12 protein-coding genes are annotated in these 17,264 nt (G+C 63.4%); 6 read left to right on the top strand and 6 right to left on the bottom strand.

The genetic code is table 11. The features are described from left to right. Position 1: 1 nt before the first annotated feature. From NLM15_RS15835 to NLM15_RS15860, 6 genes are all read right to left on the bottom strand, one after another. On the bottom strand, positions 2–2,209 hold the full coding sequence (locus NLM15_RS15835; RefSeq protein ID WP_254117995.1) for an ABC transporter permease: 2,208 nt from the start codon (positions 2,207–2,209) through the stop codon (positions 2–4). After that, on the bottom strand, positions 2,202–2,984 hold the full coding sequence (locus NLM15_RS15840; RefSeq protein ID WP_254117996.1) for an ABC transporter ATP-binding protein: 783 nt from the start codon (positions 2,982–2,984) through the stop codon (positions 2,202–2,204). The genes NLM15_RS15835 and NLM15_RS15840 overlap by 8 nt, the downstream gene beginning before the upstream one ends. Then, on the bottom strand, positions 2,977–4,086 hold the full coding sequence (locus tag NLM15_RS15845; RefSeq protein ID WP_254117997.1) for a branched-chain amino acid ABC transporter permease: 1,110 nt from the start codon (positions 4,084–4,086) through the stop codon (positions 2,977–2,979). Before NLM15_RS15845 ends, NLM15_RS15840 begins: the two co-directional genes overlap by 8 nt. 1 nt (position 4,087) lies before the next feature. After that, a complete protein-coding gene (locus tag NLM15_RS15850; RefSeq protein WP_254117998.1) occupies positions 4,088–5,098 on the bottom strand; it encodes a branched-chain amino acid ABC transporter permease in 1,011 nt (336 codons plus the stop codon). 203 nt (positions 5,099–5,301) lie between these two features. Next, positions 5,302–6,129 carry an AraC family transcriptional regulator gene (locus tag NLM15_RS15855; protein ID WP_254117999.1) on the bottom strand — a complete coding sequence of 276 codons (828 nt, stop codon included), beginning with the start codon at positions 6,127–6,129 and terminating at the stop codon, positions 5,302–5,304. A 130-nt stretch (positions 6,130–6,259) separates the two neighbouring features. After that, entirely contained in the window at positions 6,260–7,510 is a 1,251-nt protein-coding gene (locus NLM15_RS15860; protein WP_254118000.1) for an ABC transporter substrate-binding protein, read from the bottom strand. Positions 7,511–7,791: 281 nt separating this feature from the next. Here NLM15_RS15860 and NLM15_RS15865 point away from each other — a divergent pair, with 281 nt between their 5' ends. The 6 genes from NLM15_RS15865 to NLM15_RS15895 all read left to right on the top strand — a co-directional run bounded on the left by NLM15_RS15865 (position 7,792) and on the right by NLM15_RS15895 (position 17,260). After that, positions 7,792–7,932 (top strand): hypothetical protein, encoded by a 141-nt coding sequence (locus NLM15_RS15865; RefSeq protein WP_254118001.1) that lies wholly within the window; start codon positions 7,792–7,794, stop codon positions 7,930–7,932. 33 nt (positions 7,933–7,965) lie between these two features. Then, positions 7,966–10,254, top strand: coding sequence for an MHYT domain-containing protein (locus NLM15_RS15870; protein ID WP_254118002.1), 2,289 nt, complete (start codon positions 7,966–7,968; stop codon positions 10,252–10,254). A gap of 1,656 nt (positions 10,255–11,910) precedes the next feature. After that, positions 11,911–12,093: a hypothetical protein gene (locus NLM15_RS15880; protein ID WP_254118004.1), complete on the top strand. Its 183-nt coding sequence runs from the start codon at positions 11,911–11,913 to the stop codon at positions 12,091–12,093. 139 nt (positions 12,094–12,232) lie between these two features. Then, on the top strand, positions 12,233–13,651 hold the full coding sequence (locus tag NLM15_RS15885; protein ID WP_254118005.1) for a calcium-binding protein: 1,419 nt from the start codon (positions 12,233–12,235) through the stop codon (positions 13,649–13,651). A gap of 205 nt (positions 13,652–13,856) precedes the next feature. Beyond that, positions 13,857–15,698: a type I secretion system permease/ATPase gene (locus NLM15_RS15890; RefSeq protein ID WP_254124250.1), complete on the top strand. Its 1,842-nt coding sequence runs from the start codon at positions 13,857–13,859 to the stop codon at positions 15,696–15,698. A gap of 254 nt (positions 15,699–15,952) precedes the next feature. Next, positions 15,953–17,260, top strand: coding sequence for an HlyD family type I secretion periplasmic adaptor subunit (locus NLM15_RS15895; protein ID WP_254118006.1), 1,308 nt, complete (start codon positions 15,953–15,955; stop codon positions 17,258–17,260). The last annotated feature ends 4 nt before the right edge of the window (positions 17,261–17,264 follow it).

The following is a 17,264-nucleotide window of genomic DNA, read 5'->3' on the forward strand; positions in this document are numbered from 1 at the left end:
GTCACCTCGCTAATCTCCGGCGCGCCCCGGTGCGGCCGAACAAGGTCCGGAACGCGTTGACAATTGTGGAGGCGAACTCGGGATCGTTGATGTTCTTGGAGACGCGGATGAGCTGACGGTTGGCGGTCTGCCGCACGTTCCGCTCCAGCGCGCGGAACAGCGCAGCATCGGCATCGGGATCCCAGAACGGCTGTCCCCGCGCGTCGAGCGCGGAGACGCCGCCCTCGGGCAGGAAGAAACGCACAGGGCCGTCCATCTGGTTGAGCCGATCGGCGATCCAGCGTCCCATGCGTTCGTTTTCTTCCGCCGTGGTCCGCATCAGGGTGACCTGCGGGTTGTGGACGTGGAATTTCCGGCCGCGGTAGCGCTCCGGAATGGTCTGGGCGGCGCCGAAATTGACCATGTCGAGCGCGCCGACCGAGCCGACATAGGGCAGGCGGCTGCGGATGATGGCGCCGAAGCGGTCGTCGGTTGCCGGGAACACGCCACCCATCAGGAGATCGCAGACCTCCGTCGTCGTGAGGTCTATGACACCCGCGAGCTGTCCGGAATCGACGAGCTTCTCCATTGAGCGGCCGCCGACGCCGGTGGCGTGGAAGACGAGGCACTCGAAATCCTCGCGCAGGTCGGCCGCGATCTTCTGTACCGCCGGCGTGGTGACACCAAACATGGTGATGCCGACCGACGGCAATCCGCCGTCGCCGCGGTCCTTCCGTGCATGCTGATCGAGGCGCGCCCTGACCATGCCGGCCAGCGCATTGGCGCCATTGGCGAGCACGGTGCGCGAGATCGAGTTGAGGCCCTGCACGTCGGTGACCGAGTGCATCATGGTGATGTCGGCGGGGCCGACATAAGGCCCGACGTCGCCGGAGGCGACGGAGGAGATGATCAGCTTGGGCACCCCGACAGGAAGGGACCGCATCCCCGGCGCAACCAATGACGCCGCGCCGGAGCCGCCCGCCGAGATCACGCCGGCAACATTGCTCTGGCGCCGCAGCCAGCTGGCGAAGGCCTCGGCCATGGCGGTGACGGCGGCGCCGCGGTCGGGTCCGAACACCGCCGATCCGCCGCGACCATGGTTCAAGGCGATCTCCTGGGCGGAGACGTCGCTGGCGGCGTGCCTGCCGCTGGTGGAGACATCGACCAATCGCGTGCGCAGGCCGCTCCCGGCGATGATGTCGCGGATGAAGCGAAGCTCCGCGCCCTTGGTATCGAGCGTGCCGACGACGAGCACGACCGGGGGGCCCTGCGTTTGCGCCGCGACCGGCTCGCGCCTGCGCCGCGCAGTCTCTTCGAGACGCGTCACTTGTGTCGAGAACGTGCGGGCGGCGGCCTCGATGCGGGCGATCGGCACCGGCTGTGACCAGCGGGTGGGCGGCGTCGGGTTGGAAACATAGACGCGGATTGGCCCGTCCGGACGCGCCTGCTGCGGTTCTGGTTTCGCCTCCGTACCCGCCGCCGGCACTTCGATGTCGAGCTCGGCGTGCACTCCGACGCCGAGCAGGCGCTGCTGCAATGCGCGGTCGGCGGCAAGCCGCGCGGAATCGATGATGCGGTTGACGCGGCCGTTGACCATGATCGCGACGTTGCGCGACACGGCCGTAGCCACGCCGATATTCTGCTCGATCACAAGTACGGACATGTCGCCGTCCTCGCCAAGACGCAGCAGCATCTCCTCGACCTGGGCGACGATGACCGGTGCAAGCCCCTCGGTGGGCTCGTCCATGATCAGGAGCTGCGGATTGGTGAGCAGCGCGCGGGAGATGGCGAGCATCTGCTGCTCGCCGCCGGAGAGCTGGCCGCCGCCATGATCCTTGCGCTCGGCCAACCGTGGAAACGTCTCGTAGATGCGCTCGACCGTCCAGGCTCCGCGCCGCAGGCCGGCGGCAAGCTGCAGATGCTCATCGACACTGAGCGAACGCCACAGCCGCCGTCCTTGCGGCACGTAGCCGACGCCAAGACGCGCAATGTAGGCCGGCGGTCGGCGTGTAATGTCATGGCCGCGGACGCGGATCGAGCCGCTGCTGACCGGGGCCAGTCCCATGATGGCCTTGCACAGCGTGGTCTTGCCCATGCCGTTGCGGCCGACGACCGAGAACACTCCGGCCTCGAGTGTCAGGTCGACGCCTTGCAGCGCATGCGAATGGCCGTAGTAGACGTCCAGGCCGCGGACCTCGAGTGCGGCGGCGGAGCGGCGGACCTCATTCATGGCCGCCTCCGAGATAAAGCTCCTGCACCTCGGGATCGGACTGGATCTCCTGCGGACGGCCTTCTTTGAAAATGCGCCCGTTGTGCATCATCGTGACGCTCTCGACGACGCGCAACGCTACGTCCATGTCGTGCTCGATGATGATGTAGCCGATATGCGCGGGCAGCGAGATCAATATCTCGATCAGCTCGGCACGCTCAGTGGGCGACAGTCCCGCGGCCGGTTCATCGAACAGCACGAAGCGCGGCGCGCCGGCAAGCGCCAGCGCGATCTCGAGCTGGCGCTGCTGGCCATGCGCGAGCTCGGCAACCTGCTGATCCTTCACGCTCGTGAGATGGACGGCCTGGACGAGGTTGTCGGCCGCGTGCATCAGCGCATCGTTTTGACCGGGGCGGAGAAACGAGAAGCGCCCCCGCGAGACGCCGCGGCAAGCGAGATAGACGTTGTCCTGGACTGTGAGGCCGGGGAACAGCGCGGAGATCTGGTAAGTCCGGCGCAGGCCGCGGCGGATGCGCTCATAGGGCGGGAAGTGCGTGACGTCCTCGCCGAAGAAGCGGATGGTGCCGGAAGAGGGTGGGAAGTCGCCTGTAATGCAGTTGAACAGGGTGGTTTTGCCGGCGCCGTTGGAGCCGAGCACGGCGCGCCGTTCGCCGGGGCGAACGGTGATGGTGACGTCGGTGAGCGCCGCGAGCGCGCCAAACAGGCGCGTCACGCCACGAAGCTCCAGCGCCGCGCCGGCGCCGACGGCAGAGAGGCGTTGCGCGACGCTATCCATGGCCAGATCCTCGGCCAGAGCTTCCTCCACGACGCCCGCTTGAACGGGCCGCGTTGGATCGCTGGCGTTTCCACCAGCTCTGCCAGAGCCCGATGACGCCGTCCGAGGACCAGAACACGATCGCGAGGAAGCCGAGGCCGATCAGCAGCCGGAAGCGGTTGCCGTCGAGCCCGAGCTTGACCAGGAAGTCGATCGCGAAGGTGCGGAGCAGCACGAAGATCAGCGCGCCGATGAAGGGGCCGATGGGTCGCGTGATGCCGCCGACCACGGCGATGATGAGGATGTCGATGCAGGCGCCGACGCTCACCGAGCCAGGCGAGATCTGCCGGTAGTTCCAGACCTGGAGCACGCCGGCCAGCGCCGCGACGAAGGACGCGAAGGCGTAGGCCGCGACGCGATGCGCGTTGACGTTGAAGCCGAGGGCCGCCATGCGGCGGGGATTGTCGCGCACGCCTTGCAGCGCCAGGCCGAATGGCGCGCGGGAGACGTAGTCGACGGCGAAGTAACACATCGCGGCCACCGCGAGCACGATGTAGTAGAATGGAATGTCGGCGCGCCAGTTGACGCCCCAGAAATGCGGCGTGGCAACGGTGTTGATGCCGGTATGACCGTTGAAGATCGCCCAGTTCTGGTTGGTGAAATAATAGAACGCCGCGCCGATCGCGAGCGTGATCATGATGGTGTAGATGCCTTCGGTGCGCACGGCCAGCGCGCCGCCGAGCGTTCCGAAGATGGTCGCGAGCGCCAGCGCCATCGGAACCGCGAGCCACCACGGCCAGCCCAGGCTGATATTGGCGTTGCCGCTGACGCCGAACACCGCGACCATATAGGCGGAGAAACCCGCGATGGTGAGCTGCATCAGGCTGACCATGCCGCCATAGCCGGCGAGGAACATCAGGCTCAGCGCCATCGTGCCGAGGATCAGCGTGGTCGCAAAGATCTCGATCAGGAAGAAGCCGTTGGCGATCAGCGGCATGAGCAGGAGAATGCATGCGACGATCCAGGCCGCCGGATTGTCGATCTCCGGCCACCGGCGCAACGCAGGGCCGTGCGCGGTGGCGGCGGGGCGAACGGTGACGCGAGCGTCGTGAGCCAGCGACATCTCAGCGCCTCGCCACCAGGCCCTGCGGCCGGATTGCCAGTACCAGCACCATGATCAGGAAGGTCACGACGATGGCATAGGTGGGGATGTAGACGGAGCCGAGCTGCTCGGCGAGGCCGATGATGAGCGCGCCCAATGCAGCCCCCGGGATCGACCCCATGCCGCCGACGATGACGACCACCAGGGAAGCGAGCAGGAAGCGGATGTCCTCGCCGGGCGAGAGCGACTGGAAGGTTCCGCCGACGACGCCGGCGATGCCGGCAAGCCCGGCGCCGAACGCGAACACCCCCACGAAGACGAGCTGGATCCTGACCCCGGTCGCAGCCAGGATGTCGCGATCGTCGACACCGGCGCGGATGATCATGCCGATGCGCGTGCGGTTGAGCGCCAGCCACATCGCCACGCCAATCACGACCGAGGCGGCGAAAATCACCAGCCGGACCAGCGGATAGCGGAGATAGACCGGTTCGCCGGAGGATTTGACCGCTGTGACCAGAGGCAGCTCCACGGGGCCGATCAGCCAGTTTGGCGTCTGGATCTGATAGAAGTCGCCGCCGCAAGCCCACAGCATGAGGTCGGCGAAAACGATCGAGAGCCCGATCGTCACCATGGTCTGCCGCAAGTCCTGGCCCTCCATGCGGCGGAAGACGATGAGCTGAAGCAGGACGCCGACCAGCGCCGTCAGGATGAAGGCGATGATGAAGCTGAGGAGCCAGGAGCCGGTCGAGGCGCTGATGGCGTAGCCGACATAGCCGCCGAACAAATACAGCGAGCCGTGCGCGAGGTTGACGTTGCGCATCAGGCCGAAGATCAGCGTGAAACCGCTGGCGACCAGGAAGTAGAGCCCGCCGAGCGTGATGCCGTTGAAAACGGCGTTGAGGAAGACGCGCTTGCGGCCGATTGCCTCTTCAAGGCCCGGCGGCCACACCGCGAAGATCAACCACAGCGCCACGGCGATCGCGATGATGACGATCAGCGCCCATGCGGGATGGCGCTCGACAAAGCGGGTCATGATCGCCGCTCCGTCGTCACGTCACCCCAGCCCTCTCCCCGCAAGCGGGGCGAGGGGGCATGCAAGCCGTTGCCGGCCGCGAGCCCTGTCATCGACGTGCGTCCTCCCTGGACTGCGCGGTCCTCTTGTCGGGACCGCGTTCTGCACATCCTAATAGGGCAGCCGGGTGCGCGCTTGATCGTGAGTATCTTTTCGCGCGCCCGTCAGGCGCGCAAAACCTTGGCCGCGCGGCGATAATCGGTCGGCGCCATGCCGACATTGGCGGCGAAGAAGCGGGTGAAACCGCTCTGCGATGAGAAGCCGAGATCGAAGCCGATATCGGCGATGGGTGCTTCGCTCGCCACCAGAGCCTCCAGCGCCTGCTCCATCATCAGCGTGTTGAGGTAGAGGTGCGGCGTGACACCCGTCTGCGTGCGGAATAGCCGGTAGAAATGCGGCCGCGACAGGCCGGATTCGCGCGCGATGGTGTCGAGCTCGATCTCGGCGCCGGGACTTTCCGACATCATCTTGATGCACTTGCGCACGCGAAAATCGGTGACGGAGCCATTCGCGCGCGGATCGCGCGCCGTTTCGGCCTGCTGCCAGCTCTCGTCGTAGCAGACGTCGATCAGCCGTCTCAGCTCGCCATCGAGGCTATTGAGGGAGGGAGCGCCGCACACGAGCGCGGCCGCGTGCCTGATCTGCTTGTCCAGCGCAGCCGACCGCGCGAACTGGGTCCGGCCGAAGCGCAGGCGGTCGGCGCCGGGCGCATCGGGGGCGAACCACTCCGCATTGACATAGAGCACGAAGAAAACGGCGCCGACCTCGAGATCAGACGGCAGAAAATTATGCGGTTCCCATGGATTGACCGCGACCACGGAACCCTCGGTGAGCTGGTAACGTCCGTCGCTGACATCGATGCATGCGGGGCGGCCCCCGACATGGAAGATCAGATGACCTTCGCGATGTGCGTGGATGTTGAAAGGGCGGTTCAACTGATAGACCGTCGCCCGGCCAAAGCGGCCGTGGAAGACGGCGAGCGCCCGGCTCATGCCTTCCCTCCCAGAAGCTCTTGTCTTTTTTTGGTAGCGTTCAACAACCGGGGAGAGAATGCAAGGGCGCACGATGTCCGCGCCTTGCAAATCTCTCCCCGGTCAGTCATCGCTCGCGAACGAGACTACGTCAGTACTTCTTACATTCCGGTACTGTACGGCTTGGCAAACCAATCTTGGCGAACACCGCTGGGTCATAGCCCAGCGTCTGGTTGACGTTCGGGATCACCTTCACGACTTTCGAGAACAGTGCGCCCTTGCCATCGTCGACGACTTCCGTGACGAAGTTGGTGCCGATCGCCTGGCGATTGGAGTCGAGCTTGATCTTGCCGTTCGGTGCATCGAGCTCGATCTTCGCAAGCGCCGCCTTGTATTTGGCCTGGTTATTGGAAAGATCGCCGTTGACCTCGCGCAGCGCGAGGATCAGCGCCATGGTCGAGCCATAGTAATTGGTCGCAAGCAACGAAGGGCTGGGGAAGCGCTTGTTGGGCGGGAAGGCGTCCTGGTAGGCCTTCACGAATTTCTGCCAGCCTGGATCCTCCCAGGTGTCGGCCTGGCCGCTCGCCGCGATCGTGCCGACCAGCGCGTTCTTGGCGTTGCCCTTGGACGAGAGGATGGTCTGGTCGATCATGATGGAGCCACCCATCAGATGTGCCTTGCCGCCGGCCTGCTGGTACTGGTTCAGGAAGTTGACGGCGTCGGCCCCGCCGAGCCCGAGGTAGATGGCGTCGACGTCGTCGGGCAAGGCCGCGATGACGGAAGCAAAGTCCTTGGTGCCGAGTGGGACCCATTGCCGGTTGGTGACCTGTCCGCCGGCGCCGCAGAATTCGAGCACCAGGCCGAACACCTGCGTATAGATGAAGGAATAGTCTTCGCCGACGGTCGCGATCTTGCGATACTTCTTTTCCTCATAGGCGTATTTGCCGAGGCCGACCTGCCACTGCGCGCCATCCATGTTGTAGCGGAAGAAGTTCGGCGCGGGATCGACATAGGTCGTTTCCTGGGCGCCGGAAGCGGCGTTGATGAAGGTCAGCTCGGGATGGGTCTTGGCAAAGTTCTTGACCGCAATACCCTCGTCGCCGGAGAGCGGCGACAGCAGGATCTGTACCTTGTCCTGCTCGATCAACTTGCGCACGGCGCGCACCGCGGAGTCCGGTGTCGCGTCGGTCGAGGCGACGATGAACTCGAGCTCCTTGTCGCCGACCTTCTTGCCCAACACGTTGAGCGCCGTCTGGTGGCCGCGCATGCCATCCTCGCCGAGCACCGTGTAGGTGCCTTCCAGCGTTGCGGTGACGCCGACCTTGATCTTCTCCTGGGCGATTGCGGCGCCTGAAAGAAACAGGCTGCTCAAAGCGATAAGTCCCAAACTGCCTCTCAACATTGATCTCCTCCCTGTGTCGTCGTTTTTGCCGCAGCATCCACGGCGCCGTCCCTGGGCGGCGTTCGTTGGCTCGTGCGGTACTTGAGCGAAGGCTAGCCGAAGTCGAATTCAGCGGACGCGTCAGGCCGCCCTGTGGCTTGACGGGCAGTCTCATTTTGAATGCTGCGGCGCGATTGGCTTCGCGGTGCAATAGGCGACCGGCCTAACGAATTTGCGGGGCAGTGCGTGCGGGGCGCGGTCCTTCGTGCGGCAACGATCAAGCGTTGGACGGGGTGGCCTTGATGGCGACGGCCTGGCCCGCTTTCGCCGGCAAAGGATCGAAGACGATGGGCCTGGAGCGACTGATCGAACGCATGGGGGACAACGAATTCGACCTGATCGCCGTCGGCAGGGGGCTGATCCCGCTATGCAACTTAGGGTGAATTCGCACCGGACTTCCGTTACAATCCGTGAAAATGAATCACCATGCAGCTTCTCACGATCCCGTTCTTGTCGCGCTGTCGATCCTGATCGCCGCGCTTGCCTCCTACACAGCGCTTGACCTTGCGACGCGGATGCGTGCCGCGTCCGGGCGGGCGCGTCCGGCCTGGCTTGCCGCCGCGGCCACCGCTATGGGCGGCGGCATTTGGTCCATGCATTTCGTCGGCATGCTGGCTTTCAGGCTGCCCGGGGTCGAGATCTCCTACGACCCGTTCCTGACCTTTCTATCGCTCGTCGTCCCCATTGTCGTCGCGGCCGCCGCCTTCGCCGTGGTCGGACGACGCCCGCAGGCCCTCCTGGTATCCGGCTTGGCGATGGGACTGGGCATATCCGGCATGCACTATACGGGCATGGGCGCAATGAGGATGGCGGCGTCCGTCGAGTACGATCCTCGATGGGTCGTGCTCTCGATCGTGATCGCGATGTGCGCCTCGGTCGTGGCGCTCTGGCTCGCCTTTCGCAAGACAAATGCGACGCAGCGGCTGTTTGCAGGGCTTGTCATGGGTGTCGCGATTTCCGGCATGCACTACGCGGCCATGGAAGGTGCCTCGTTCGTGCCTGCGACCACCATGGCGGGACACGCTGGACATGTCGTGGGTCGGGCGCCGCTGGCGTTTCTGCTCGCCGGCGCCACCATCCTCATCCTGAGCATCGGGATTGCCGCTGCCGTCTACGATAGGGCCTCGGCGGAGCGCGCCCAACGCGAGGCCAGTGCGCTGAGGCGCAGTGAGGAACGCTTTCGGCTCCTGGTGGAGGGGATTGCCGATCACGCCATGTTCATGCTCGAGCCGAATGGGTCCGTGGGGAACTGGAATCTCGGGGCGCGCAGGCTGATGGGTTATGGCGACGATATCGTCGGGACAAGCTACGCGATCCTTCATACCGACGAAGACCGTGCATCCGGGGTGCCGGCACGTGCGCTCCTTGAGGCTGAGCGGGACGGCAAGTCGGCAGCAGAAGGCTGGCGCGTGCGCCGAGATGGTAGCCGTTTCTGGGCGGAGGCAACCCTTGTCGCGGTACGGAACGAAAGCGGCTCGATCACCGGGTTTGCCAAGATCGTGCGGGACATCAGCGAGAGAAGGCGGGCACAGGACGCGCTGGATCGGGCACGCGAAGCGCTGACTTTATCGCAGAAAATGGAGACCATCGGTCAACTCACCGGTGGCGTGGCCCACGACTTCAACAACTTGCTCGCTGCCGTTCTCGGCAGCCTCGAGCTGTTGAAAAAGCGCCTGCAAACAGATGATCCAAAGATACAGCGTCTTGTGGACAACGCGATGCAAGGCGCGCAGCGGGGTGCTCTGCTCACCCAACGCCTGCTCGCCTTCGCTCGTAAACAGGATCTCAAACCGGCTGTCGTTGACATCGCCGCGCTGGTGCGGGGCATGGCCTCACTGCTGAAGTTCGAGGCAGGCGTTCGTATCGACACACTGTTTCCGTTGGACCTGCCAAACGTAAAAATTGACGCCAACCAGCTCGAACTGGCTATCCTCAATCTCGCGGTAAACGCTCGTGATGCGATGCCGGCCGGTGGCCTGATAACCATATCCGCCCGAGACGAGCAGCACGAAGCCGGCGCTCCTCGCTACGTCGCGCTCTCGGTGAGCGACACCGGCTGCGGCATGGACGAGGAGACGCTCAAGCACGCTCAGGAGCCGTTCTTCACGACGAAGGGCATCGGCAAAGGCACCGGGCTCGGACTATCGATGGTTCACGGCCTCGCCGAGCAGTCCGGCGGCAGGCTTGTCTTGAAGAGCCGCCTTGGGGTGGGTACGACGGCCGAGATCTGGCTGCCAGTAGCCGGGGAGGAGGCTGCGCTGCAAGCGCTGCGCGCGGAGGCTCCGGCCCCCATACTTCGGTCCAACCGCCGGCTTTCTGTGCTTCTGGTCGACGACGATCCTCTCGTGCTCGAGAATACGGCGGCGATGCTGGAGGATCTTGGGCATGCAGTGGTCGAGGCACGGTCGGGCGAAGAGGCATTGTCTCTTCTCCGCCGCACGCGGACCATCGAACTCGTTGTCACCGATTATGCCATGCCGGGCATGACTGGCCTGCAGCTTGCTGAAGCGGTGGTCGTGGAGCGTCCCGGGACGGTGATCCTCCTGAGCACCGGATACGCGGAGCTTCCCATCGGAACGCGTTCCAACCTGCAACGCTTGTCGAAGCCGTTCGATCAGGCCGCGCTCGAGAAGGCTATCGATGGAGCGATGCAAGAGGGGGAGCACACGAGATCTGTCGTCGCGTTTCGGCCAAAGAGCGCGTGAGACTGTCGAGACCCGTCGTGCTTTGGCAATGCGCAACCTTGGGATGTTCGCCTGGCTGACCGATGGCGCCGACTGAAAGCTGTCCGTTGCTGCATGCCACGGTGATCCGTCGACGCTTGGCGTCGAAGTGCTGCTTCTTCTGAAATTGCCGATGTGCAGTGTCGAAGTTGCAGTCGCACGGCGTGCCTGGCTGGCGGCTGCCGATCGGCGCCGCCAGCACATTTAACCAAGGCCCCCGACGAAACCAACATGATTGCGCGGGGCCGGCAGGAAGTACTTCAAGCAGGGAGAAGAGCGGCTTGGTGACGAGAGCATGCCTTTGTCGTGGTGGAGGCATGCCGGTGCTTGGAAACTGACTTGCCGATTACATGAAAGTCTTTATTCAAGTCGACGCACCGCGCGGATTCACAATTGTATACCCTCTCAATGATCGCGCGTGTATTCGCGTTGTGTGTCCACCCGAGTTGCCGTCGTATGCCATCCAGACGTCGCCTCCGATATGCTGCTCCAGGACGAAAACGTGCCCGTGTCTTGCCGCGACCATCCCTGGTGCTGGCGACGTACGCGGAAATCGCAGCCAGTTTGCCGCAAGATTCAACTCCGGCACGATGCGGCCAAACAAGTGCAAAGCTGCGGCACAACCACAGAATGAGGACGGGCAACCTGACGGGCGACCACCAACGATCCGAGTGCTGGCCGGACTATCAAGTGTTGCGGTACTCGTCCCGGCGACGACGGCGAGTTGTTTTGAACGGTAAGTCCGCAATGAGTATTGCACCCCTTTACGCTGGTTCAAGGTTTGCGAGGAGTAAGAGAAGTCGCAAGGCATGGTGACGTTGCATTCAGAGGCACGTTCTGTGCGATATGGTCTTGCTTCCGAATTGGCAGAGGTGATTACAACGAAGCAACAGGCGGAAATAACTTGCTTGAGCATTGCAGGCTCCAGATTAATGGATCCTGCCCCGAGCAATGAAAAGCAAACAACAGATTGGCTGAAATGGGTCCAAAGAGCGACCTAACGCTGGATCAGCGGCCGGCTATACTTCAGGGGTAACTCCGGACGCGCCGATCGCTGAAGAGCGCCTTATGGACCGTGGACGCGGCATCCGCTTCACGGGTCGATCATGGCCACGTAGTCCACGTGAAGTGTGATTGGTCCCTTCGATCCGTCCAAAATTACGCGGAGACTTTTCGGATAGTATCCGGCCCCAACCACCGTTCCGGTCTTTCCGGCCAAGCGAGGACCGGCTGCCGGCTCTACCTGAATTCGTGAGCCCGGTGGAAATTTGAGGTTCGTTTGGGCCGACCCTGACATGACGTCCTCGGCAACGAATGAGCTAATTCTACTCGAAAAGTCGCTAGCGCGCGCAGTGAACGAACGGGCGGGACAAATTCGATCGCGCGCACTGGTCGAAAAGCGGTCGCCAGCAACGGTGGCGAAGAGGTAACTTAATCCGGCGCCTAAGACCGAATATCTTGCTTCCGCAATTCGCGATTTGCCTCGCAAGCGAGCGCTATTTTGGTGCCACAATACCGGCGCATGCTGACGCCGCTCCGCTTGAATTCTCTATCCGCCTACATCCACCTACGTCACGCCCCGTAATGAACAACGGAAATGATTTGGAGAACATCCGTCATCGGGGGTAATCCGCGGACATGAATCAATACGGTTCGTTGCCGCTTGCGGCTCCGAACAATTTTGTCGGCGTTGTGCCGGATCTCAACGATGGTCTCGGCTCCAAGCGGCCGCATATCGTTGAATCATCTTTCAAAACAAGTTTCCCGTCAGATCTGGCAATCGGCGCCGACGAGTTGTTGTGCAAACTTTGGGCACAATAATCCCTTGGTTACGCCTGATGGAACGGAAATTCCTGCCTCAAACGTAAACATACGTTCACCTCGGTGGGACGCACGATCGGTTGTCGGGCGCTCAGACCTACAGGTCACTGGGGGTTTCAACACAGACAGGGGAATATCATTGGCAACATTACACTACGCTGCGGGCGGGGGTCTGGACTCGCAAGGTAACTTCGCACCAGCTGAAGCTGGCTTCAATCTCGCGGATGTCCAGTATGTCGACCAGGTGAATGCACTGCCCGACGGCGTGCAGGGTCTGGTCTGGCTCGATCAGTACCAAGGCGTGACTCAGGACTTCATCGACCAGGTGACGCCTTTCCTCAACAATCCGAAAGTGTTCGGTTTCTACCTTGTGGATGAGCCCGATCTGACCGGAGAGTGGGGACCGCAAGCCGACCCAGCGGATCTGAAGGCTGAATCCGACTGGATTCATGCGCACTCCGACGCCAAGACGTTCACCGTCCTGATGAACACGGGGTCATCGGACGATCCGAACTACATGAACAGCTACAACCAGGAGAACACCCACATCGATTACTTCGGTCTCGATTGGTATCCGGTTTGGACGGATCGTCCCGACGTCGACCTCAGCACCATCGACAAGTACGTCGCTGCTGCCGAGCAGGCCGGAATTCCGCTCGAGTCCATCGTTCCGGTTTACCAGGCGTTCGGAGGCGGCGGCTGGTCCACCGAAACCGGCAGCCAGGTCGCGGTGCCCTCTGCCGAGCAAGCGCAGGCGATGATCGATCATTGGGCGGACCTCGTTCCCAATCCGGCGTTCGACTATGCTTACGCTTGGGGTTCGCAGAATGGCGATACCGCGCTTGAGGATTTGCCGGAGCTGCAGCAGGTGTTCCTGGCGCACAATACCAGCGAGCACACGTCGTCGGGTGGCACGACCGTTCCGCCCGTTACGGATCCGGTGACCGATACGCCGCCGGTTGCGGACGATGGCGGCAGCACCGGCACGGATGGCAGCACGCCGCCGGTTGCGGACGCTGGCGGTAGCACCGGCACGGACGGCAGCACGCCGCCTGTTGCGGACGCTGGCGGTAGCACCGGCACGGACGGCAGCACGCCGCCGGTTGCGGACGCTGGCGGTGACACCGGCACGGATGGCACCACGACGCCGCCGGTTGCCGACGCTGGCGGCAGCACCGGAAGCACCCCTCCCGTGTCGGGCTCGGACGGAACGACGGATCCGTCGACCGGCGGTACGACGGACACTGGCGGCTGGGGTGGCCATCACCACGGCAACTGGGGCGGTGGCAACTGGTCGGGCGGTTGGCAGACGAGCGACGGCGATGGTGGGCACTACCACCGCGGCGGTGGGCTCGATTTCTCGCAGTGGATCAATGCCGCCACGTCGTCCGTGTCCGGATCCGGAGATCATTCCTGGTGGCGGGGTCACAATGCCACGTCGACCGCGACTGCGGATGCTGCGTCTGACCAGACGGATACGTCGGACACAGGGTCGTTCGTCTCGCATCTGGCTGATCTGATGTCTCACCATCACGATCATCACGCGTGGCACTCGTAAGCTCGTAGGTCGTCTACAACAACAAGGACATACGCGCGGTGCGCCGCGCGTATGTCTAATCTGGGGGAGTTCCTCGCGACCACAGGGGCGGTCGAGAGGCGGGGTGGCATTCCGCGCGCGGCGGAATGTTGAAATGCGGGCGTCTTGGCGTCCGATCATGCAATTTTCAACCGCTTACCGCCGCCCGGCCAAGGGCGGCCCGGATATGCACATGCACGCTTCGGCAAAACAGTCTGCGCTTGCGGACGCTTTCCGTCGGATACGTCCCGGCCTGCTCGCGGCCGGCGGACTGTCCATTTTCATCAACCTGCTGGTGTTCGTTTCGCCGCTCTACACCATGCAGATCTACGATCGGGTGCTGACGAGCCGAAACGGGATGACGCTGCTGCTGCTCTCGGTGATCGCGCTCGTGCTTTTCATCAGCTACGCGGCGCTCGAGCATTTTCGCAGCCGCGTTCTCGTGCAAACTTCGCTTCACTTTGATCGGATAATCTCGGGGGACACGTTCGAGACAGCGCTCGGACAGGCGCTGAGCACGAGCAGCTCGCATCACGTTCAGCTGCTGCGCGACGTCGACACCTTGCGTGAAGTGTTGTCGGGCGGCGTCATCACGTCGCTGATGGACGTGCCGTGGACGCCGATTTTCCTCGCGATTTGTTTTCTGCTCCATCCGCTGATCGGCCTCGTCGCCCTGATCGGCGCGGTCATTATCCTGACGCTGGCCTTCCTCAACGAGCGGCTTACGAAGACGCCGCTGAATGCGGCTGCATCGAAGAATCTTCATGCACTGGACCGCTTGACCTCGTCGCTGCGCAACGCCGAAGCGATCCGCGCGCTTGGAATGGGACCCGCGGTCCGCGCCGCCTGGGCGGAAACTCATGGTCAGGCGCTGTTGCAAAGCGCGACGGCCGGAGAGCGAGGCGGGACTTTGCTCGCGATCTCGAAATTCCTGCGCATGGCGATTCAGGTGTCCATCATGGGAGTGGGCGCATACCTCGCGATCCAGCAGGAAATCTCGGGAGGTGTGCTGTTTGCGGCGTCGCTGATCATGGGGCGCGCGCTCGCACCCGTGGAGGCTTCGGTATCGCAATGGAAGGCGCTGGTTGCCGCGCGGACCTCCTATGCCCGGCTCAATCGCGCGCTCGAGGCGCGTTCGACAGTGGGGCGGCCGACGAGACTGCCGGCACTGGTGGGGCAGGTCTCGCTCGAGGCCGCGACGGTGCTCGTCCCCGGATCGCAACTGCCGGCCATCGCCGACGTCTCGTTCCGCCTGGCGCCCGGCGAAGTGGTCGCCGTGGTTGGGCAGTCCGGCTCTGGAAAATCGTCGTTGGCGCGGGCCCTGGTCGGTGCCTGGCCGCTGGTGCACGGCTGCGTGCGCATCGACGGCAACGACGTCAGGCATTTCGATCCCAATTTCCTTGGACAGAACCTCGGCTACCTTCCTCAGGACGTCGAACTGTTTGCCGGTACCGTGCGCGACAACATTGCACGTTTCCGCGACGACGCCTCCGACGAGGCGGTCGTCGAGGCGGCGCAGTTGGCGTCGGCGCACATGATGATCCAGCGTCTCCCGAAGGGCTATGACACCGTGATCGGAGACAACGGCGCAGGTTTGTCCGGTGGTCAGCGGCAGCGCATTGGGCTCGCGCGCGCACTGTTCGGCAAGCCGGTGCTGGTCGTGCTCGACGAGCCGAATGCAAACCTCGATGGTGACGGCGATCGCGCGCTGGCCGATGCGATCCAGCGGCTGAGGCAGAACAAGGTGACGATCGTGATCATCAATCACCGCCCGAACCTGCTCGCCGCGGTAGACAAGATCGTGTTCATGCACGAGGGACGGCTCGGACGAATCGGGACGCGCGAGGAAATGTTGCCTACGCTGCTTGGGAAAACGGTTGCGCCGATGCGGCGTGACGTGCGCGAGCCCGCTGAGCATCATCGCGCTGATCGCCATCACCATGCTGATGGAAGCCATCGTGGCGATGGCGCTCACCGTCACGCGCAGCTTTCAAATCAGGTGCGTCAGGCGCACGCGACGAGGCAGTAATGGACAAGATGTTGCAGCGGGGAGCAGACGCTCTTCACGACGAACTGGCGCAGATCCTGAGGCAGTTCAACAGAACCAATCAGGCGGCGCAGGCGCCGCGAGCTCCGAGCAAACTCCTTGCGACGGCGGAAACGATAACAACGACAACAAAGTCGCTGCTCCATCTTGCCAAGGCGAAACTGCCGATTCTTGCCAAGACAAAACTGCCGAATCTTGTCAAGGCGAAGCTGCCGATCTTGTGGTCCCGAGCGTCCGTGGACAACGACAACGAGGGTCCGTCGGGCGATTGGCAGACGCCTGCGCGGCGGGGCTTCCTGGTCGTATTCCTCACCTTTGGTGTATTTGGCGGCTGGACCGCCCTCGCATCGATCGACGGTGCCGTGGTGGCGGCCGGCTCCGTCGTTGTCGAGAGCGACCGTAAGGTGGTGCAGCACCTCGAGGGCGGAATCGTCCAGAACCTGCTGGTCACAGGCGATGCTCATGTCGCGGAAGGTCAGGTCCTGTTGCGGCTCGATCCGACCCAGGAGCGGGCCAAGGAGGAGATCGCTCGCTCGGCGGTGTACTCGGCGGTTGCCGAGGAGGCGCGCCTGCACGCGGAAGCCGAAGGGAGAGACAGCATCACGTTTCCGTCCGAGCTGCTCCAGAAGGTTTCCGATCCGAACGCGATACGTGCAATGGGTGACCAGAAGCGGCGCTTCGACGAACGTCGCGCTGCGCGAAAGATCGAGGTCTCGATTCTCGAGGAACGTATCGCGCAGGCGCAGCGTCAGATCCAGGGGAATACCGCTCAAAACAAGGGCGCGCGGGCGCAGTTCGACAGCGTCAGTCAGGAATATACCAAGCTCAAGCCGCTCGCTGATCAGGGCATCGTACCGTTCGCCCGCGTCGCCACGCTGGAGCGTTCCAAAGCGGATCTCGAGGGCAAGATCGGCGCATACGAGGCGGATATCGCTCGTTATGGCCGCATCATCGACGAGTCGCGGCTCCAGATCGACCAGGTCGGGCAGAAAGTGCTGGAAGAGGCAACCGGCAAGCTCACCGATACGCGCGCCCAGCTTGCTGATGCGCGTGAGAAGCTGCGCGTCGCGGTCGATGTCCTGGCCCGGATGGAAGTACGCGCACCGCGATCGGGGCGGATCGTGAACCTGAAAGTTCACACGATCGGTGCCGTGATCAAGGCGGGCGACGTGTTGATGGAGATCGTGCCAGACAACGACGTTCTCGTGGTGGCCGCAAGGGTGTCGGCACTTGATATCAACCACGTCCAGCTCGGCCTGCCGACAGAAGTGCGGCTTCCATCGTTCAAGGCGCGCACCACGCCGATCGCTCTCGGAGAGGTTCTTTCGATCGCGGCCGACGCCGCGCGCGACGATGCCACGCATCAGCCCTATTACGAGGTGAAGGTCTCGGTCCAGGTGACGCAATTCCCTGAGAAGGTCCGTGAGAAGCTCAAGCCGGGCATGATGGCCGATGTGCTGATCGCAACCGGAGAGCGCACAATTCTTGCCTATCTGACCCAGCCGATCACGGACGCGATCCGGCGCGGGATGCGGGAGAGCTGAGAAC

It is taken from the genome of Bradyrhizobium sp. CCGB20, assembly GCF_024199855.1.
Taxonomy (GTDB): Bacteria; Pseudomonadota; Alphaproteobacteria; order Rhizobiales; family Xanthobacteraceae; genus Bradyrhizobium.